General features: G+C 50.9%; 11 protein-coding genes. 3 read left to right on the forward strand and 8 right to left on the reverse strand.

Annotation, left to right across the window (positions count from 1 at the left end):
* The first annotated feature begins 258 nt into the window (after positions 1–258).
* The 3 genes from AC22LX_RS20205 (at position 259) to dbpB (ending at position 3,558) form a co-directional block, all read left to right on the forward strand.
* A complete protein-coding gene (locus AC22LX_RS20205; protein WP_176555971.1) occupies positions 259–1,110 on the forward strand; it encodes a hypothetical protein in 852 nt (283 codons plus the stop codon).
* Positions 1,111–1,183: 73 nt separating this feature from the next.
* Entirely contained in the window at positions 1,184–2,434 is a 1,251-nt protein-coding gene (gene dpdA / locus AC22LX_RS20210; RefSeq protein WP_047053959.1) for a tRNA-guanine transglycosylase DpdA, read from the forward strand.
* Positions 2,431–3,558 (forward strand): DGQHR domain-containing protein DpdB, encoded by a 1,128-nt coding sequence (dbpB, locus tag AC22LX_RS20215; protein ID WP_047063873.1) that lies wholly within the window; start codon positions 2,431–2,433, stop codon positions 3,556–3,558. The genes dpdA and dbpB overlap by 4 nt, the downstream gene beginning before the upstream one ends.
* A 23-nt stretch (positions 3,559–3,581) precedes the next feature.
* Here the strand turns inward: dbpB and dpdD are convergent, their stop codons facing one another.
* Genes dpdD through dpdE form a run of 8 tightly spaced genes read right to left on the reverse strand, consistent with a single transcriptional unit; the run spans position 3,582 to position 21,237 of the window.
* Positions 3,582–5,765, reverse strand: coding sequence for a protein DpdD (dpdD, locus tag AC22LX_RS20220; RefSeq protein WP_047053961.1), 2,184 nt, complete (start codon positions 5,763–5,765; stop codon positions 3,582–3,584).
* Entirely contained in the window at positions 5,758–6,288 is a 531-nt protein-coding gene (dpdK, locus tag AC22LX_RS20225) for a phospholipase D-like domain-containing protein DpdK (RefSeq protein WP_047053963.1), read from the reverse strand. Before dpdK ends, dpdD begins: the two co-directional genes overlap by 8 nt.
* Positions 6,289–6,299: 11 nt before the next feature.
* A complete protein-coding gene (gene dpdJ, locus AC22LX_RS20230) occupies positions 6,300–10,736 on the reverse strand; it encodes a protein DpdJ (protein WP_487334172.1) in 4,437 nt (1,478 codons plus the stop codon).
* Positions 10,737–10,739: 3 nt separating this feature from the next.
* Positions 10,740–11,588 carry a hypothetical protein gene (locus tag AC22LX_RS20235; RefSeq protein ID WP_047053965.1) on the reverse strand — a complete coding sequence of 283 codons (849 nt, stop codon included), beginning with the start codon at positions 11,586–11,588 and terminating at the stop codon, positions 10,740–10,742.
* Positions 11,585–14,791, reverse strand: coding sequence for a protein DpdH (dpdH, locus tag AC22LX_RS20240; protein WP_487334173.1), 3,207 nt, complete (start codon positions 14,789–14,791; stop codon positions 11,585–11,587). Before dpdH ends, AC22LX_RS20235 begins: the two co-directional genes overlap by 4 nt.
* Positions 14,788–15,663 carry a protein DpdG gene (gene dpdG / locus AC22LX_RS20245; RefSeq protein ID WP_047053969.1) on the reverse strand — a complete coding sequence of 292 codons (876 nt, stop codon included), beginning with the start codon at positions 15,661–15,663 and terminating at the stop codon, positions 14,788–14,790. The genes dpdH and dpdG overlap by 4 nt, the downstream gene beginning before the upstream one ends.
* Positions 15,650–18,130 carry a protein DpdF gene (gene dpdF / locus AC22LX_RS20250; RefSeq protein ID WP_047053971.1) on the reverse strand — a complete coding sequence of 827 codons (2,481 nt, stop codon included), beginning with the start codon at positions 18,128–18,130 and terminating at the stop codon, positions 15,650–15,652. Before dpdF ends, dpdG begins: the two co-directional genes overlap by 14 nt.
* Positions 18,130–21,237, reverse strand: coding sequence for a protein DpdE (gene dpdE, locus AC22LX_RS20255; RefSeq protein WP_047063876.1), 3,108 nt, complete (start codon positions 21,235–21,237; stop codon positions 18,130–18,132). Before dpdE ends, dpdF begins: the two co-directional genes overlap by 1 nt.
* Between the last annotated feature and the right edge of the window lie 19 nt (positions 21,238–21,256).

Genomic DNA, 21,256 nt, shown 5'->3' on the forward strand with positions numbered 1-21,256 from the left:
ATGCCAAAAATGTTCTCATTCTCAAGATGAGTATTTCGAGTATATTCCTCACTAACATCAGTCCCTGAAAATTTTTTCAGGGACTGATAACTCCGTTCTTGTCATCCCCTTTTTTCTCCTGTAGCTTGTGTAACACGATTCTGGGGGGCGATTGTGAGCAACATTAACTTAATAACAACATGTACAAACGGCAAACACTACGGTAGTAGGGATATATTGAGTCTGAGTCAATTTTCATCAGGCCGAACACCTTCAAATGTGCTCGTGAATTCTTGGTGCAATGCTCTGAATGAAGCTATTTCTACCTCTGCAACTGTATGTGCAAAGGATCTTTATAAAGGTGGACATTGGGCGACAGCTAAAGCCATCTTAGATGATTATCCTATTGATTTATGGGTTCTTTCTGCTGGCTTAGGCCTCCTTCACTACAAAGACAATGTTGTACCTTATAAAGCGACCTTTGCTGTTGGATATGACGAATCAATACCATTGTATTCTCAAGAATATGCAGGAAAAAGTTTTCATAGAACATGGTGGAAAGAAATAACCAATAGATCTATTTTTAAATCTAAGCATCCTACATCTATTGTAGAGTTAATGAAAAAAAGAAAAAAAGAATATTATATAATCTGTGGTTCCCCAGATTATATTAATGCGATTGAACTGGATATCATTAATGGTCTTGAATATTTGGTTGATGCAAAAAAACAACTGCTTATTATAACTTCCAAAAAAATCAATAGTAGGCTGAATGCATACCTTTTCAAAACCAACCAAAATATAGCTCAGTGGTTGAGATGCAATATGCTTATGCTTAATATCAGTGTGGCAAAATACATTGTGAACGAATTTACGTCAAAACAACTCAATGATTTAAATGAGCTATCTCAAAAGTTAATAGAAGAACTCAAGGAGTTACCTGAGCGTGAAGTGAAAAAAGGAATTCGTCGTAGCCCGGAGGAAGTTAAGTCATTCATTTTAAAGCTTATGGAACAAAATCCTGGTATCAGTGCAACACATGCGTTGCGTGAATTTCGTGACTCGGGAAATTCATTTGAGGAAAAACGTTTTCGGGCTGAGTTTAAGGCCCTTAGAGAGGCTAAACCTTAATGCTACTTGCCTGGGTTTCATGGTAGAATCCCCCGTTTTTTGAGGCTTAGCAGTGGCGTCACAGGAGAGTAAGTTGTCGAAGCTAAAGTATTTTTTCCCTGATAGTCAGGATTTTATCGATCCCAGTTTTGACTTCTTCCGCGAAACGCGTAACGAACATCGCGTGCGTCAACGTGACGATCATTATCCGCATGAGGTTTTTCCTCATCCTTATGATGGTATGCTGGTTTCTAAAGCTGTAGTAGATGGTCTTGGTGGCGGTGAGAGCAAATATACCCGTGCCCAGCGTTTGCGTTATTTCCGTAATGGAATGAAGCACTTTTTCCGTCTTCCGGAAAATATGGAAACCATGGGTGATTGCGGAGCCTTCACCTATGTTAACCAGGACGTCCCCCCATACCGTGTGGAAGAGGTGATTGAGTTCTACGAAACTTCCCGCTTTAACCATGGCGTTTCTCTCGATCACATTGTCTTTGGCTATGAGAAGCCAGGTGAAGTATTCAGTGGCGAAGTATTGGCTGAATGTCGCCGACGCCAAGATATCACTCTGACCTTGGCTCAAGAGTTTTTAAACAAGTCTCAAAAGTCCTGTTTTACTCCCTTTGGCGTTGCACATGGATGGAGCAAAACTTCCTATCGTCAGTCTGTAGAGGCCCTGCTGGCCATGGGATACAGAAATATCACCATGGGGGGGATGGTGCCGTTGAAAACGGCGCAGATCCTTGAGACTCTCGAAGAGATTAAACCGCTGCTGAAAAGTGATACACGTGTTCACTTGCTTGGCATTGCCCGTCCAGAGAGTTTCGCCGACTTTATCAAGTTTGGTGTGACCAGTATTGACTCAACAACACCGCTGCAGCAAGCCTTCAAAGATCGGAAAAACAACTATCATACGCCTGATGGCCCGGCCTATACCGCTGTGCGTGTCCCTCAGTTTGATGCGAATCCAAGCTTGAGTCGCAAAATAAAATCTGGCGTGATTGATCAGGATATTGCACGACATCTGGAAAAGGATGCCATGACTGCCCTGTTTGAATATGATAAAGGGGCTTTGTCCCTTGAGAAAACTCTTGATGCAGTCCTGGCATATGAACGCCTCCATTCGGGTGAAAAAGAGGCCGATAAAATCCGTGCGGATTATGAGCGTACGCTGGGAGAACGTCCTTGGAAACAATGCCAGTGCAATATTTGCCAGGCCATCGGTATCAACGTCATCATTTTCCGCGGAGCAGAACGTAACCGTCGCCGCGGTTTCCATAATATTCAGGTGTTGTACAACCGTTTACAGCACACATTGTCATTACGCTCAGAGGAACTGCCATGAGTGAATATCGTGTTCCCGCCCTGCGAATCCGACAGGGTGAGGAGAGGCAACTCTATAGCCTTGCGATAGAAGGTAAACAGATCAGCAAAATTGCAGCGATTTCGCGAATTCGTCGCGGTGAAGAGAATTTGGTTGGTTATCAGCGTCCAGAAGTACGTAACCATATTCGCGAAATTCAGCGCTATATTGAGAGTAAAAACCCGATGATACCAAACCCGGTGATTATCGCTTTTGATAAGCGTGTGCGTTTTGAACCGCTTACAGATAATGGCGACATGGGGCATCTGGTGATACCTTTCTCCGAAGATAAGGATTTTGAGAAGCCAGGGTTTATTGTGGATGGTCAACAACGTACTGCTGCTTTGCGGGATGCGGAAATCGACTCGTTTATGATGCCGGTCTCTGCATTTATCGCTAATGATGCAGAAGAACAACGCGAGCAGTTTATGCTGGTTAACTCCACAAAACCGCTGCCCAAAACGTTGTTATACGAACTGGCACCGCATACCCACGGTCGTTTGCCATCCGATCTGCAAATGCGTAAGTTTCCTTCGCTGCTGACTCAACGACTGAACTTCGGGGAAGGTCCACTTGCGGGGCGCATCAAAACGGCAACCAATCCTGATGGGGTTATTGCTGACAACTCGATGATCAAAATGATCGATGCTAGTCTTCGTGAGGGAGCATTGTATCGCTTCCGTGACCCTGCGACAGGGTTGGGGGATGAAGGGAAGATGGTGAAACTGCTGAATAACTTCTGGTCGGCGGTGGAAACCGTGTTTACCGATGACTGGGACAAAAAGCCGCGCTATTCCCGTCTATTACACGGCGTCGGTATTCTTGCACTGGGTAGCCTGATGGATGAAATTGATCAGGTGCATCAGGACTATAAAGGTGAACCTGGCTGGACTGAGATCCCTTCCTATACTCGTTTTGTCGAAGAGTTAAATCGCATCAAGTCGCTTTGTGCATGGAGTAGTGGCGCGTGGAACTTCGGTACGGATATTGATGGTCAGCCTATCGTCCGTAAATGGAATGAACTGCAGAACCTGTCGAAAGATATCTCATTAGTGACGGATTATCTGGTCACAAGTTATATCAAAGCAGCGAACGCCAATATATAAAAAAGGGGCATTTGCCCCTTTTTTTATGCCACTACTGCAGAGACCTGCTGAACGTGCGCAATAAACGCGTTCAGCATTGACCCGGCACCTTTACCTGTAGGGTAGATTAAATCTCTGCGCTGTGCTGAGACCGCGTAAAAGGCCTGATGAGTGGCGCTGCCTGCAGAAAAGATGAAGTAATCAGCCTGTTTTGCTTGATTAATCAACTTGTCGGTTGCAGTGTGCGCATGGCTGATCTCCACTCTGATCCCGGGGAACAGCGTTTCCAGCATCCGTTTCGCGCGTCTTACCGCGCCTTCTGTCAGGCTATAAATCGCCACTCTGGCTCCGGATAAGTCCGGCAATTCATCTTCTGCATCTGCCGTACAGCTATCCTGCTCAGCCGGAAATACGCGCTCTGCACCTTCCCCTAGCACGTCAGTCGCCAAGTTGCGCATCACTGTACGAGTAGTCGGATCTAATCGCGCCCATATTCCGCTCACAAAAGACTGAACGCTGAGCCACAGCGAGGTGAGCGTCGCCCGATCCTGCACCGGAGCATCAAGGAAGAGTTCGATCAACTCGCCCAGCGCTGGCAGGTTGCGGAATGAACTGGCGCGTTCGACGATCAGTTCCAGCATGGCACCGGACTGTTGATACGCTTCCTGGCTAACAGAGCCTTGTAGGAAGCGGTCCGTCACCATTGTGGCCAGCTTGATATCCGCCTGACTGACGCTTTGTTCCATCGCAAGAACATCCAGCCACTTTAGCCACGTCGTACTACTCAGACTGAACTGATGACGTTCAAGCCATTCAATAAAGGCAGGCATCACGTTACGCAGGATCGGGAACGCGTCTGGTGGAACCTGACTTGATAGTAACTGGAGCATCGTCGCTTCATGGAACGAGTCGGCGGGCCAGTTTTCACTTTCCAGCGCGACCAGTTGCACCAGGCTGTTGCTGTCGACTTCTGACTGACATAGTCGGGAGAAACAGATATCCCAGCCCACGATTTGCGGATTGGTCAGATGGCGGATCTCCTCGATGAGTGTTTTCAGCAGTGGTACCGCCATCGCCTGCTCTATCAACTGCTGATCAAGCGTGTGGAGCGTTTGTGCGTAGCCGGTAATCTCCTCTTGCGTTGCGGTCAGGGAGGTTTGCAGATATGCGGCAAGCTGTTGCAGCGTATCCGGGAGCGACGCCGTCGCTGTCGCTGCTGACGGACTCACAACGTAGAACGGCCGACTGGCCCAGGTGTGCAATCCACTCAACCAGTCGGTTTTTAGGCGTTCTGGTAACGCGTTGAGCAGGTCGACTTCGCCAATAAGCATCACGCCGGTGGCCCAGGTTTTCCACGCCGCAAAGTCAGCCTCATCCTGGGATAAAAAAGGCATCTGCGTAAACAGAGGGTGTAGCGCCAGACATTGCGGGCGAAGATCCGCCGGGGAGGCCTGCGGATACCCGTGGATGTCGGGTGTAAAAAAGCGCTGCTGGTATGCTTTCAGCAGCATCCGCATCAGAGTTGTGGGAATGCGTCCCCGAACCAAATCAGCAAGCGAATCGTGATTCAGCAGCGTGTCCCACTTCTCTAACTTACCCGCCTGCTGGAGTTCAAGCAGCATAAGGTTGCGTCGCGAAAGCGCGCCGTTGTTCTTCAGTTCCTGTAGTAAAGCGTCGCTTGTGGCTTCGTCTTTTTGGCTATTCGCCAGAATGAAATCACTCAAGATCCGCCCAAAGGGACGTTTGACCGTGCGTACGATTGATGGCCTATCACGAAACAGGGCGATAACGTCTTTGAGCGCGGCGAAGACCCGCTCTTTTGCTGGTTTATCTTTCTGCTTTGTGGGCAGTAATTCGATCCGGATAAATCCGGCCGGACAGTGCGTCAGCAGAGCCGTTTCAGACAGCGATGTCGCTCCCTGTGCGGGGACGAAAGTCACCCTTCTATCGGCAATAACATCGGCAGACCCCAGCCTGGCATTCAACACATTGCTGAGCTCCAGCGTGGTGCGATCCGTTTCTGCCGCGGCAAAAAATACCCAGCGATGAGCATCGCACCAGGGCAGAATGATCGGCCACTGAGCGTCAGTCGCGCTCTCGTAGAGCGGCAGTAAGACGGTTTTTAAGTCCGCAGGGTAGGCGTTTTCAACGTTTTCTAGCAACCTGTCCAGCTTCAGTAAATTTCCGTTGCCAAAGAAGTCACGCACCCATTGAGGAGTATCAGTCATGGGTGTCTCCAAAGGTGTACTGGCCGCTAAATTCAATCAACGCATCTGAAATCACCGTATTATTAGTTGAAAACAGCAGATGCTCATCGTTCAGGTTTGCGCCGCTCCAGGTGTAATTCATGGATCCTTTCAGAAAGAAATGTTTGGTCAGCAACCCCTTGGCGTGCAGGTTCTCGTGATATAGGTATTGCATGTCGTGATCGGGCGATAAGCGCGTCAACAGTCGCTCGATAAAGACCACGCTGCGCGTGTCTTCACGTGTCACGATGCGTAGCGGACAGCCATTGTTGACGGCGGTGGCGAGCAATTCCTGGAAGCTGACCATCCGGGCCCCCCATGAAGGATCAAGAAAACTCCACTGACCGCCCCGGTTATCAATCACGTCAAAGTCGCTCATCCACGGTGAGATCAGCCAGATCGGTTCTGGGTAGAGGATCAAGCCACTAAACTGCGCGCTTAGAATTTCTCGCAAATGTCGCTGGCCCAGTGGGCCATGTAGGAAAATTTGTCGTTGTTCTTCCATTTCTGCGTTCCTTACAGCAGCGCTTCGGCCAGTTCAATACGTAACACTAGATTGCCACCCTGATAATCCACGGCGGATTCGCGGGGATAAAGATGCAAACCAAAGTACTCAATCGGGGTCACCTGCACCAGAGAGATCACTTCCACAATACGATGGCGGGCCTCGCGCGGGATATGCAGTTCTGCAAAGCCGTGTTGGGTAATGGCGTGATGTAACTGCGCTAACCAGTCGTTCTCGCTGATGCTGATGCTGCACGCCGTCTGTTGAAACAGTGAGCTTAGCAGCAGTCGTTCAGTCAGGTTGTTACCGGACTTAAACGGATTGTAATAGCTGAGAACCGACTGACGGATGGCATTGCCGCGCTGCCAGAGCATTCCCTGAATTTTGCAAAAGCGCTCAAAAACTTTAATCACACTGGCGTCAGGCAGTTCTTGCGTCGCTTGGGTATGGGCAAAAATATTCAGAGCGATTTCGTATCCGGCTTTGTCTTCCAGTTCCCGCCATGCGTTGAGATATGCAAGCATCTGCGCATCATGTGATGCCTGGCTGCCCGGACGTAGTACCCGTGTGTGCAGCACCGACATAAAACTGTGACTGAGTGCAAATCCCTGCGCCTTTAACAGCGCTCTGAGGTGGGCGTTAGCCTCACGGCGCTGCGGATGGCTGCTGGCCTTACGTATCGCATTTAAGGCCTCCTGGAGCTCGCTGGAAGAGGGGAGCCGCGAAAGCATTTCGAACAGGTCGTAGTCGATCTGCTCGTAATCGCTGGCGGCAAAACTACGCATAAACAGATTCAGTACGGAGACCGGATCCTGATGAAAAACGTCTTCCAGACGGGTAATGATGCCACAGCCGCCGGGTTCTGATTCGGTCAGCCAGATGTCCAGTACTTCGTCGTTGAGTTCGGTATCCACCACCAGACCGCGTTCATCGACATCCGGCAGCAACAGGTGGCTGGTTTGTTTGACCGCTCCGGCAAGGGTCGTTGTCAGCAGATGCTGTAGCCAGTCCTGAAAATCGACATCATCACTGAGATCCTGAGTCAGGATCGCGCTGTGCCTGTCCACCATTTCCTGAATGTCGGTCTCTTTAAACAGGTTGCGCAAATGTTGCTGCAGTTCCTGGCTTTCGGCGTCGTCTTCACCATCCTCGCTATTTTCAAAGATATTCTCTGCCTGGAAGAGTGTGTCCGCGATATCAGTCAGTCGACGTAGGCCGTCCGGGGTTTTTAATTCCGCGATAGAGTCTGCCAGAGACGACTGTGTGGCCAATTCCCGCGTAACCGCCGCTAGGTAGCACTCGTAGATCCAGTCAGCGGTGAACGTGTCATATTCGAAGCGTGGTTCATGTTTGATCCGATGCTGGAAATAGAGCGTTCGCAGTGCGCGCTGAATGGCCGGGTCATGCCGGAGGCGTTGCAGCAGAGTGGGCGGCAGCGTAAATCTGAGCCGGGCGCCATCCACCCACTGCCGCACGCCAACCCCGACAGGCTCGCCATTGTCGACCCACCTGAAGTTCACATGCGCCTGTTGCTTGGTTTTATTGCGTAATGAGGCTGTTGCGTGGGTGGCGTAACGCGTGACGTCGAGAGGTGTCATGTTCTGGTGGGTAAAGAACGTAATGGAGCGGAGGGTGTCCGTCCACGGGCCGGCAGGAATGGGGAGCGGATCGGCCTGATCGTCTGGGTTAAACCGGGTATGCCAGTACAGTTGCGAGTTGCTTTTCTCGGTGAGATTTTGCTCGAATCGCAGCGCGCGCGTAAGCACCTGCATCGGGCGAATGACCCTAATAGGGGGCTGACCTTCATACTCAATGATACACTCGGGCTGCCAGGTATCGCCGAAAGCCTGCTCAATTTCAAAATCAACATCCGAAACGCAATTCATCGCCGGAACAAAGTTGTTCGGGATAAGCCAGTCTGCTTCATTGTCGGAGTAAACGGCATAGCGCTTGGAAATGCGCCCCGGCGCAAACTCTTTCAGACCCTGAATAAAGGGCAAATGTTCACGTTTCTTGAACTTCCGCTCGAGATGGATCTCCATTTCCGGCAGATTGAGTTCACTGAATAGCGCTGAAGGAATAAAGGCCGGCAGCGGGGAACGTCCCGTCGAACGGTCTGCCTCCGGTTGGCCCATCCGCGACCATTGGGTGGTGAGTTGTCGTTTTAATGTCGGCAGCAACTCCATCATGATCGAACGGGGCGGCGACCACAGTACACGCTGAAGTTGCTCGTCAGTGATGCGCAGCGCGTAGAACAGATACTTTTCCAACTCCTGCTGCCACGCATGTTGTTCGATCACGGCGGTAATCAGGTGGAACATACGATCAAGATGGTCAAGAGACTCTCGCTTTGTCTGCGGTTTATTCAGCAATGACCAGATATTACTTCCGGGGATCTTCATGCTCAGCCAGTCAAGTGTCGCCATTGCCGCCTGCATTTTCTGGATATGAATGTTGCCCATCGGCAACGACTGTCCTTTTATCTCTGGATTAATGAGCTCTTCATAGCGTTGATAAACGACGCGGTCGCGGCCAAATTCGGACAGGACTGCGACCATCCACGGACGCATAGTTCTTGAACGACCGGCACGCCCTTTACGCTGCAAATAGGAGGCAACGTTACGTGGCGCTTTATGCTGAATAACCATGCCAACTGAGGGGTCGTTAAAGCCCACCTCCAGCGACGCGGTTGCAATAACCACTTCCGCTCTAGGATCGACCCCGACGTCCTGACTGGACGTTCGGGCAACGATGGCCCGGTCATTTTCGTCAAGTGGGTGACCAATATCCTGCGCGATACGCCAGTTCTGTCCTGCCAGAGTCAGCGTATGGCTGTTTTGCGGTGTTTCCAGACGCTGAGCGGCCAGCGGCGGTTTCGCAACGTATAAGTTTTGACCACGTGACCGCCAGCCTTCGGCGTCACACAGTTGATGATAAAGTCGGTTATTGATATCCAGATCGTCGGTGAAGACGAAGGTTTTTTGCCCCCATGTCCCGCGTGATTTTTTCCTTTTCGTATCCAGAATACGCCGGGCGAGCATGCTGGTCTGGATAGTAGTAGACAGCAGGGCGGTTTGCGAGACCGGATCACCGCGTAATGCCAGCAGATATTCAGCCCCTTCATCTTCCATTTCGTGGAGCTTCGGTTCGATAAGAGCCACATGTTTTTTATGCGCGCCTACCAGATCGGCGAAGAAACGTTCGGCGTCACTTAGCGTTGCCGACAGCCCGACAAAATGGGGGCGACTGCGTGCAAGTTGCATCCAGCGTCGCAGCAGATAGGCTGTCTGCGCACCGGTATTCCCCACATAGGTGTGTACTTCATCCAGCAGGACTACCGGCGGCGGTGTTACGCCGATGCCAACGCCAAATAGGTGATTCGTTTGGTTATTCCCGAGGTGCTGATTGAGCATTTCGGTGGTAGTAAACAGGATGTCAGGCGGGTTTTTCATCAGCGAGACGCGGGTTAGGATCACTTCGTCACTGTCTACGCTGTGATCGCAGTGGCTACAACGAAGAATCTCTCTTTTCGCTTTGATATCTTCTGCTTTCCAGTGCATTTGCCCCGGACATTTCGGCGTGGTGCAACGGAGTAAATCAAAGGGCATATCCTTGTCTTTATCTTTCGTTGCGTATTGATGGTTGAACGGGGTGTCACCGAAAAAAGAACCAATACGGATCTTGCGTCCTGCCAGTGCTAGGGCCTGACTGTCGAGTTTACGACATTTGCCCCAGGTTTCCATGAACTGATCTTTAAGCAGTTCTTTACGCGGATACAGTGCCAGCGTCCTGACCCGCTGTGCGTTGTCGCGCTGAATATCATTGAGGAGCGAGGTGAGTGCCGGGAGATAGAACGCCAGCGTTTTACCACTCCCCGTACCGGCACAGACAATGGTCCCGGTGGCTTCTTTCGCGTGAGCATGATGACTATGAAAGTGCCAGGCGCGCAAAATACGTTCGGTTGAGCGTTCCTGAAAGCCGGCAATGGAAAAGTCGCCGATCAGTCGGGAAAGCGCCTTGCGTTTAATCTCGTTCATCCACGGGACGTCGACCCATTTGCTCAGCACCGTTTGCGCCGGAAGTTCCCGCTTCGGATAGTTGCGCGGGCGACGGACGAAACGGTAGTCGGCGACAAGCGTCCGGGCTCGCTGAAGCGGTTGATCGCGGAACCATTGACGCTGGTGGCGGAACAGGTAGACCGATTCCGCCATACGCGTGCGGTAGCGCGTCCCCCCTTTGCTGGTCGGGACGCTGAAGAGCATGGCAGCATTCTGCAGTTCTGCCAGTAACGACTCTGCATCTTCGTAGGGCAGGTGCCGGGTAAAGAGTGAGATGATATCGGCATGGGTAAATGCGCCATCCGTATCCCCCCAGACCAGCAGTTCCGCTTCCCGCTCTTCGAGCAGGTCCAGCGCCTGGTGCAAGTGGGACAAATCAGCCGTAGACATAAACTATTTCCTTGTGATCACGAACTCATCCAGCATCTCTTCATCCCTTAACCACTCAAGCACCTCGGGCGTCAGGGCACTTAACGTCGGGCGGAGACTCTGCGGGCCATTAATGCTATTGAAAAATGCTTGCACCACGTCAGGCCAGTCTGTTTTCATCATGCCGCGCAGGGAATACAGTTTTTCGGCGAGCGCTTTGATTTGGTGAATCTTTTCACCGCTAACTGGTTGGCACTGCGTTAAGTTTTCGAAATCCTGACGTCGACGCTCATAGTCGGAGGCGATATCGTCAAATTTGTTCGCATTTTTTTGGAAATTCAGTGTCTTGTCATCGACATGAACCTGCTGATGTAACTCTTCCAACCATGCATCCCAGGCATCTTTTAGTTCTTTGCTCAGGTCCTTGTGTAGGGTGCCGAGTTGGCTGACGCAATGGGTCAAGGAATCATTCTGGATGATGTCGTAAGCGGTAGGTTCCTCTGAAGCGGCCAGCGTCTCATCTAGAGAGTTCTGTGGCGACTCTTCCTGATCTACAAGGTTTTCTTCCTCGCCGGGATTGTTTACCGACTGGTTTTTCAGCCAGCGTCCCCACTGTAACTTGAGACTTTTGACGCTGTTCGCGGCAGCGATCAGTTCGCTACGCTGCTCGTCATTCCAGGTAACCGCAATGCCCCGCGGGAGTTGTTGCTGGGCTGGATATTGCTGTTTAAGCAATGCAAACTTATCGGCAATGGTGTTAGTTTTGCTGCACACCAGATTACATTTATCGATGATTTGTGAGGCCTTACCAGCCTGAACGCTAAGATCGAGTTCTTTTTGCATTTCAGCCAGTTGTTGGCGCAAGGTGGTCATTGATCGGCTCCAGAGGCGATGATATCGCTCACAAGTGTTTTCAGACGGTCATTCACTTTATTCAGAGCAAGAGTCAGTTGCTGGATATCCCCTTTGGCGTTCATCTGCTGGAGTGTGAACGCGATCTTGGGTTGTACCAGTTGCCATTGCGCAAGTACGCTGCTGATTCTTGAAACGTAGTCACCGTCAAGTCGACAGATCTCCAGCCACAATTTCGAACTATCTTTCTGTTTTTCAATGGAAAGTAACGCAATTAAAGTCGCCAGACTCTCCTCGGCGTCGGTTCTGAGGGCTTCAATTTCACCCAGCAGCCACGAAGATGGTTTGTACTGAGCGCTGCCTGTGGGATAGTGCTCGGTCCGCACAGTCTCAATAAACGTCTGCCAGTCGTTCAGTTGGCTGAGGAAATCGTCGCTATCTTTAATGTTGGCAAAGAGATGAACATTTTTTAGCGTGCTGGCAAGTTCCTGTTTGACGGAGAGCGCCGCACGTTCAATTTCCGCACCAAGCGGCTGTTTTAACACTGTTTTCAGCGAGGAATATATTACATCGGCATCCAGCGCACGACTGCTGCCCAAGCCTGAGCCTTGCTCAGTGATGGCAACCTGTTCAAGCCACGCTTTTCTGGCATCATCCCATCCTACGAGCGCCTGCGCCCTGGCTTCGGCGACTCTGGCGCTGGCGTGCGGATGCAGGGTCGCCTCAATCCCTCTGAAACAGATCTCGGAAGGAGAGGTCGTCAGCGTTCGACCGGTACTTTTCCCTTCGGTTCTCCCGACACCTTTCTGGGTGAGGCATAGGGTATTGACGATCTCCGCCGGTTCTTCTTTACCCGTCACCAGGCCAAGCAGCAGAGCTTTTTGCAGATGCTTTTTAAGCGCATCCTGTAAGTTACGCGCCCGGAAGTGATTAATGGCGCTTTCCGTAGCCTGCGGCACCCACCACTGGATGAAGTTTTGATAGCGAGTGTAGTCTTCCTGCGCCTCTGGATAATTAAAGCCTTGCTTTAAACCGGCGTAATACTGGATACGTAACAGGGCTACCGCAGCGTTATACACATCTACCCGTCGGGAAGGATCGGTCAGGTCCTGCTCAGAGTAAAAGTTCGTAATAATGCTTGAGGGGTCAGACGCCGCTTTTGGCAGTGAAATCAACGTAAAACGACCTTCTTTCAGCGGTGGCCGAGAAGACATACCGAACAACTCTGGCTGTGCATGAATTTCATAACAGGCGTTCAGTGCCGCACGCAAATCACGGGCAACATCCTGCGGCAGAATGACATTGTCATTCACCCATGCACGGACCGCCCTGATAAAGGGTAGTTCGGATTTGGCAGTGTATTTTGCCTCTTCTTTCGGTTTGAATTCCGGATTGTCAATCTTTTTACCCGCCGGCGTACTGCCTATTTTGCCCGCCGTTTCGTGTGCGTTCTTTGTTGCTGGTTCCGCCGACTCCATGGTGGGACCTTTGCCATTCAGTTGCGCTGCTAGTTCATCGAGGCCAAAGGCACTCGCAACGCTGCCCGGCAGTTTTTCGCGTAGTTCATCAAATGAATCAATGCCATATCCCCAGATGGCGGCAAGCGTCACCGAACTGCCAACCCGGTTGACAACTATCTGTGAAATCTTGTCTTCGATCTCGGGAACGGCATGAATTCCAGCGAAATTTGCTGGCGGGAACTGTGTTTTTTCCGCTTCTATTCTGCAATCGCGCAGAATATCTAACAGGATGCGGTTAATGATTGTACGCGGGTTAAAAATCAACTCGCCGCTGCTGTCGCGGCAATGCTTATCCGCCAATGCCAAAATGGCATTGCGGTTATACGGGAAGAGCGGGAATTTCTTATTGGCAGAATAACCAAAATCTTCTAGTGCATTGGGGATCTCATCACTGTGCCAGACAGGTGGCCACTGGGGCTTACCTTGCTCAGGACTGTTTTTTAACTCCTCTGATCCAAAGCGTGCGGCGTTCAGATAGCGACCACAGAGCGAGACAATACGATCTTCGTTATTGTCTTTATCGACGTTCTCGATGACCCACTCGTAGCCAGCACGCGTGATTAACGTTTCCTGGCGGCGTTTATAGCCGGGATAATTGTCGGTGACTGCAATCACTGAGTGGACAGGGCAGAGAATTTGCACGCCGCCAGGTGCCGCTTCTTCGATCAGGCTGTCGATCAGGACATCTTCAATGGCGGAGATCGCCGCCATATCTTCTACCAGAATCACCAGACGGCGATTAAGTCGCAGAAACTCCTTGCGGATTTCCTGAAAAAGCTCCTGAAAAGATCCTCCATTGAAGGTGAACAGGCGCTTGAAGAGTGATTTCAGCGAGGTATGCATGGCTTCATTGAGCACGCGCGCTGCACGGGTACGCGCCTCCACTTGGTCTGACTCATGCAGTTGAGAATGGTTAAGATAGCGGCGTGCACGCGCGGACAGATCGTCAGGCTCAAAGACAAAATAGAGATCTTCCGGAAGAAGTTCATATTTATCATGATCTTCTTCTCCTTCTTCCAGACCACTACTCATCCGACTGGCAAGTTTGAAAATACAGTGGCCCGGCTTCAGAAGATTCTGTTTGAAGTTGGGGTCGGTGATCAGATCACAGATACCGTTTTCCACCTCTTCAATGATGGCTTCCATATAGGCGAGTCGGTCTGCTGGAATGTCTTTACCTTGTGCCAGCAGCGTTTGACCTTCTTCCATGACCGCTTTTTGCATGTCCTGCAACTGATGGGCCATCATGGTCAACAGTAGATCTGCCAGATCTTTCGCCGGATACTGTTCTGTTACTTCATTAACGCGCATGCGTGCGTTGTCGAAAAATTCCCCCGTCAAGTTTTTCAGGATGCGTAAAAGCACCTGTCGTAGACTGGAGTTTTTGGGTATCCGGACAATTTCCCATTGCTCGCTCTGGTCGTTTTCCGCCAGGTACATGTTGAACCGGCAGTCTAACCAGCGCACCAGATGTGATTTCCCCATCCCCGAGCGGCCAATCAGTGGGATGGCGCGCTCCGTATGAAGTAACTGCTGGAACAGGTCTTCGTCACGTAATATTTTATGATTTTCATTGACGTCGCGTCGGGTCAGTAGCATCGGTTCATGCACGGCCAGAAGCACATGATCCTCTAATTCTTCTGCTTCATTGCGAATGCATTGGACGATATTTTTCCTGGATGGCCAGTACTCCATCATGCTCATTCTGCATCCTCCCTTAGCGTGATTTGGCTAACCCGGCGAATTTTACCGCCAGGTAAGTGGAGTGATAAGGCGTCTTTATCATCACTGCCGATGGCGAGGATAATGCGCTTACTGATTTCAAGTCGTTGCAGCGCAACGGATGTGCTGGTGCAGATATTGTCACCTTCCGGCGCGACCCAGTCTTTTTCCTGCTGCATCACGTCATGAACGGAGTTTCTGAACTGGCCCCCGTCCATCATTGGCATGACCTCCGCCATGTTTGCCATAAAGATTTTGGCGGGAAGGGTACGCGTATCGTCAAAGATCTCCGGCAGAAAATATTGAATGGCCCGGGTAGGATCGGTGACATAATTTCCGTCCGGCATTAACTCGAGAAAACCGAGAAAACGACCAAATTCTCTCACTAGTTTTTCGGTGTTGGTATTGATGGTTTCGCCGGGTAACCATTTATGCACTTTGTTGGTGATGATCGTAGGGGAGAGAGGTTCCAGGCCCCCGAGCGAGTGTTGCTGAAGGCTCAACAGGCAACTCAGTACCCGCCACAGCGGTTCGCATTCATTCCCACTGGCAACGCCGTTTTCACGACAAGCATCAATCGTACAGGCAAGCAACCGATGCGCCAACGGACGCACACCTGCTTCAAGCGGTAACATCTTTCCGTCGAGCATCGGCCAGAGTCCCAGATTGCACCAGAAGCTCAGGTTCTCTTTTAATTTTCCCCATGCGTTATCGTTAGTGGGCAGGTTATCAGGACGATAGCGGGCGAGCAGCGTGTCCTGAGACAACGGTTCCTGTGCGCTTTGCAGAACGCGTTCAATCAAAGGAAGCAGTATCAGGCCGCTTCCTGGGTTTGCGTTGTTAATTATTGACATGTTGTAGTTGCCTGATAAAAGTGTCCAGCGACAGCGCATTAGCGGCGCTTGCACACCATGTTCGATGTGGGAACTGAGGATCGGCGAGATGCTCAGGTGCAATAATAATTCGCTCAAAGCGCGTCATGGGTAGGTCTGGGAACGCATTGGCCGTGTTAGGGATGATCACAATCTCTGGTCCATCCGATGCAGGTGCTGTCATTTTCTGTGCGCTCCAGAAATGCGAAAGCGAATCCAGGTTGTTCTCTAGTTGCAGGAACACTGGCCTGTCTGCACGAATAAACACGTATTCGCCAGAGGTGATCAGCGACCGCAACGTCACACGAAGTTCCATCAACAACGAATGTAACTTCATATTTTCGTTGTAATAAACTTTCTTTTCCGCACCTACGAAGAGTGCTTTTTTCTTCGGCTCGGAGCGTAAAATTTGTACATCTGTGCCCACGGTGGGCGAAAACGCTCCTTTCCCTTTCTGACGACATCCCGGACAACCTCCACAGGTTAACTCGGGAGGATGGCTCTGATATTCATAGAATTTCTGCAGAATTTTACACAGTGGTTTGCCAGGATCCTCCAACCACATTTCCATTACCGTAAAGGCTGCCCGGCGGTTATTCAACTCGGACTGGCGGATCTTCTCCACATGGGTGTTCCAGTGCGCTTCTGAATAATGCGCATCGTCACAGTGACGGATATGAACGTGGTTATAGTAGCTTTCGAACCATTCAATCAGTTGCGTGTTGTTGTCATCCAGATTATCTCGCAGGTCGTCAGGAATTTTCGGATCAGCAAAGACCAGTTTGATGAGTCCGGCTCTTTGCATTAACAGCAATGTCCGACGGTTCCAGGCTTCGTTTTTATCGCCTTGGTGATCAATATGAACGGGCTTGGTGTTCAGTGAAATCATGTAGTCAGCGATCGGGCTTTTCTTACGATCGTCAAACATTGCTTTCCAGCGGGCAAAACCTTTTTCTACGCCAATCAGCGTCTCAACGGCCAGCGATTTTGCCGTTTTCATTTGCGCCTTATGCCATACCAGATGCACCTGGCAGGATCTGCCGTCACGCCCAGCACGCCCGCAGTCCTGGTAATAGCGGTCGATATTTTCCGGAATGGCAGCATGAATGATGCTGCGGATTTCCTTTTTATTCATCCCTACCCCAAAGGCAGAGGTAGCGACCATGATATCGAGCTGGTCATTTTTCCATTTTGAAATCAATTTCTTGCGATTGTTTGTGTCAATTTGACCGTGGAACATGCCGGTTCGCCAGTAGCCCAGTTCGTTCAGACGGGCAGACCACATTTCCGCATCTGTACGGGTAGTGCAATACAAAATCAGCGGGCGGGGTAAGGTCATCAGAAGCTGTTCGACCCGCTGACGATGCGCGTTTTCATTTGCCTCATGATGCACAAAATATTCCGGCTCCGGGCGTAGGAAATTAGCTGACACTTCAATCAGTTCGCTGTTTTCATCATGGAACTGCTCGACCAGAATGTCCCGGGTGCTTTTGCTGTAAGTCGCCGAAAGTAGCAGCGTACGAAAACGGCATTTTCCTAGGGCTTTCAGTGAGCGAATCATAGGGGCAATCAGCTGAAAGTCAGGGCGGAACTCTGCGCCCCATTGATCGATCAAATGCGCTTCGTCGATGACGATCGCGCCAATCATATTCAGTCTGGAAAGCTCAAACAGCACCGGAACCAAAGAAGAGCGAACGGATTCCGGGGAACAGAAGAGCACACGCTGTGTCCCCGCTTTGATTCTTTCCTTAATTGCCTGACGCGAGGGCTGATCTTGTCCTCCGATCCAAGCATAACTTCCACCATGATCTTGGTCGGTGCCGCGAAGCAGTTTTTGCATGTCGTCAGCCTGCTCAATTGCGAGGGCGACGGTGGGGACGATCACCAGCGTGAGGGTGTTTGTCGGTGCGCTGAGCGCCTGGAGTTGGGTGAGCAGACTTTTACCGCAACTGGTGGGCAGATTCACCAGCAATGTACAGTTATTATCAGACGTTAGCAGCGTCCGGATGGCGGCCTGTTGACCGAATCCCTGATAGTGAGTCAGCCAGGGCTCCTCGGGTAACAGGCGCTTCAGTGCCGGATCGGTCTCGGGGCGCAGCAAGTTCCTGCGGATCTTACGCTGATAGGTGGCTCTGGTCAGCGCCAGGTCCGCATCTTCAGCCAGTTGAATTTGTTGCGCGGCAGGCGACTTTGTCATGCCCCACTCAGGCGCCGGAGCGTCGGTCAGTTCCGGCGGCAGGGGTAGCCACGGCGCGCTAATACCACTTGCGTGAGCGGCACGTAACGCATCGGCGTAGCCGGCAAAAATGTCACCATGACCTGCCGAGGCATCGGTGATGATCTGAATCAGTCTGTTCAGAAACTGATTTTCGATACCGTCCTTAAAGGTGACCCCTTGACTAAAACAGGTGGTTAGCGCCTGCTGCAGGCGTGACCATTCCTCTTCCATCAGACGATTTCCTCCAGTAGATTTCTGCTGCACACCACCACGGCTTTGACGGCCATTAACTGGAGTCTGGCTTGTTCGCCGAAGGTTGCCTGTTGTTGTTCCCGGTCACTGGCATAGACTCGTTCCACCATCTCTTTCCAGGTGTCCGGTGAGACAAGCTCTTCAATTTCTTGCCAGAGATTAGGGCGCAGATTCATATCTGCATAGAATTTCTGCGATGTTTCATGTTTGGCGTACTCGCTATTGAGCAGTTCCAGCAACTGCGGATTCGTCACCGGTGTACCCTTAGAGGACAGCCAGTGTTGCACAATACGCGGCGGGTACAACTCGTCTGCGATACGGCGTTGGGCGTAGGTGTCCTGCGTCTGGCGATGGGTGACAAGCCAGGTAGACTGGAAGAAGTAATTGGGCTCATTCAATGGCTTTGGGAGCACCCGCAGTACCGCCATGGAACTGCCCCGGGCATCTTGGTTTAACAGTTGCCAGATCGTATCGACAAATGGCTGCCCATAACGCAGCGGATAAACGGTTGTTCCGTCGATCGCCGGAATGCGTTCAGCGCTCATCAGATGCGTTGACGGTGGGTTACCCCCTTCTTTATCGAAGCTGAGCATGCAGGTGGTGAGAAAGGTTTTAAAATCGACCAACGTCCCTGTGCTGCGGTCAGAGAGTTCGAACTGAAACTTGATACCTTTTTCTGCGGTGCCGGTGGCGCGAAAACGCAGTGCACGCGTGATCCAACTTGTCAGCGCATTACACTGCGCTACTGCAAGATGATCGTCAGCGCTTATCTGTTGCGCAAAAATCGCCGCCTCTGCAATCTCGTCATCCATCGCCAGCAGCTTTTCCTGCATGTTAATTTTATGCGTTTCGTTGGCCAGAATGCCCTGTTCGCCAGGGAATTCGCTGGCAATACGTTCAAGGGCCACCGGACCTTCTTGGTAGACATTTTGCCACGCATTTTCCAGATAATCGTCGAGGACGAACTGGAGGCTGGCAATGGTGTTATTAAATACGCCAATGCTGTCTTTCAGAATACTGGCCCACACGTTGCGTAATCCGCGGTCGGCGTGATTTTTCAGGATCAGACTCTGGACGGGTTTTACGCCTTTCAGGTTTGCACTGTACCTGTTCAGACGACCAAGGCGCTGTTCAATACGGCTACAAGAGCGCGGTAAACCGTAGTGAACGGCCAGTCGCAGACCCCCATGGAGATTCAGACCATCTTCGCCGCTTTTATCGCAGATCAGGATCCGAATGGGGCTGCCGGGTTTCAGGTACATCAGGGGTTGATCCGGCTGATAGCGCTCCAGGGGGTACTCCAGCAGCAGTTCGAGCTTTATTGCCAAGTGCTGGGCAAGATCCGGACGATCGCAAAAGACGATGGCTTTTCCTGTTGAATTCTTTTGCAGCCACTCATTCAGGGTGATGGCAAGCTTGTTATCAATGGCCTGAAGTTCATTTTTTGCAGTTGAAACAATGTGTTCTAACAGATCTCGTTCTTCCTGAGTGCGTTCCGCTTCACCCAAATGTACTTTAGCGCGTTGCATGACACAGAGTGGGCTGGATAGGAGATCGTCAATCCAGAAGAGGTACGTGTCTTCACTCATTGCCCACTGCGTATTCTGCGGTAGTAAAGATAATGAACGATACTCATCAATCAGTTCGTCTAACGCTAACCCATCGCAATACCAGCGGCACTCCGCTGCTCCATTTAGCCCTGGAAACAGAAGGTTTAGGTTGAGGTTTTTCGTTTCATCGAAGCTGAGTGAAACCTGACGGCGGTTACGCAACAGTCGATGATGAATGCGATAGTTTTCCCCTAGGTGCCGACGAATATCCCGGATCCTTTCTTCACGCTCCTGGGTATTGGGGGAGAACGTCCCAATAAGCGGGATGAGTTGCTGGCAGAGTGTCATCAGAACAGTATCTTCTGGGAACTGCTGCTGCAGTGTTTCCAGATTACGGCGTAAGCTGACGTTTGAGACGGAAGGTACTAACCCCGAGAAGATCCCGCCGAGGTTTTCACGATTTTTGACCAGTTCGGTAAAGTCTTGCAGATGGGTCTCATCCACTTGGTAGGCTTCGGGATTAATACAGTGCAGCATCGACAAGAAGTTCCTTTCATGCCCATGCAGAGGGGTCCCCGTGAGTAACAGAACGTAGTGGGCTTTCCGGCAACCCTTAGCGATCAGGTTGAAGTCATAACGTTCATCTTTATCTCCTGACCACGGCCAGGAGGCAATCTGGTGGACCTCATCGACCGCGATAAGTGAAGGGGTGAATCCCCGTTCAATCAGGGTACAGGCATCGCAATGGGTGCAAATCACGATGCCTTCTGTGACCTCATTTTGTCGCAAACCTGCGAGGGCCGTAGAGGCATCAATAATAAGTTGTTTCAGTTGAAAGCGTTCACCCAGTTCTTCCCGCCACTGGTTAACGAGCGGTGCCGGAACCGCAATAAGCATGCTGACGTGGCCAGTTGCTTCTAACGCGTGTTCACGGACGACCATTCCGGCTTCGATGGTTTTCCCCAGACCAACCTCATCGGCCAGAATATACTTGGGGTTTTTATCCTGAAGCACACGGCGTACCACAGCCAATTGGTGGGGTTCGAGTTCAACGGCACTACTGGAAATGGACGCCATCGCGCGGCATGCAGCGCGTTGCTGGATGTAGGTTTCAATAAAGGACTGTCGAAGAGGAAAAAAAAACGGCGCGTCATTTGCTTGTAAGGCAAGAAAGTCAGCAGGGTTTACTGGAGTATCATAGGCTTTGTTGAGAACAAAGATTTTATCAATCGGGAGCGTTGCATATTCTTCTTCACGAAAAATGACCAGGAAATCACCATTAGGTCTAGATCCTCCAAAGCGTGCGCGTGCCCAGCGCTGACTTTGAGGTTCAAGGCAATAAATTACAGCCTCTTCGGGCGGTATTGTTAGTGATAATTTATCCCGGTTTACTTCAATTTGACGTGCATAAGGTTGCGCAGGAGACTCAAAAAAAGCAACTGTTGCGAAATTTGAATCGATATTGACGCTGACGATTTTGCCAGTACCCTCAAAATGCTCAGAGACCACCAGTGACCCGATTGGTAGTATGTTCATCCTCTTAGTCCTTAATAGA

It is taken from the genome of Klebsiella sp. PK01, assembly GCF_057624675.1.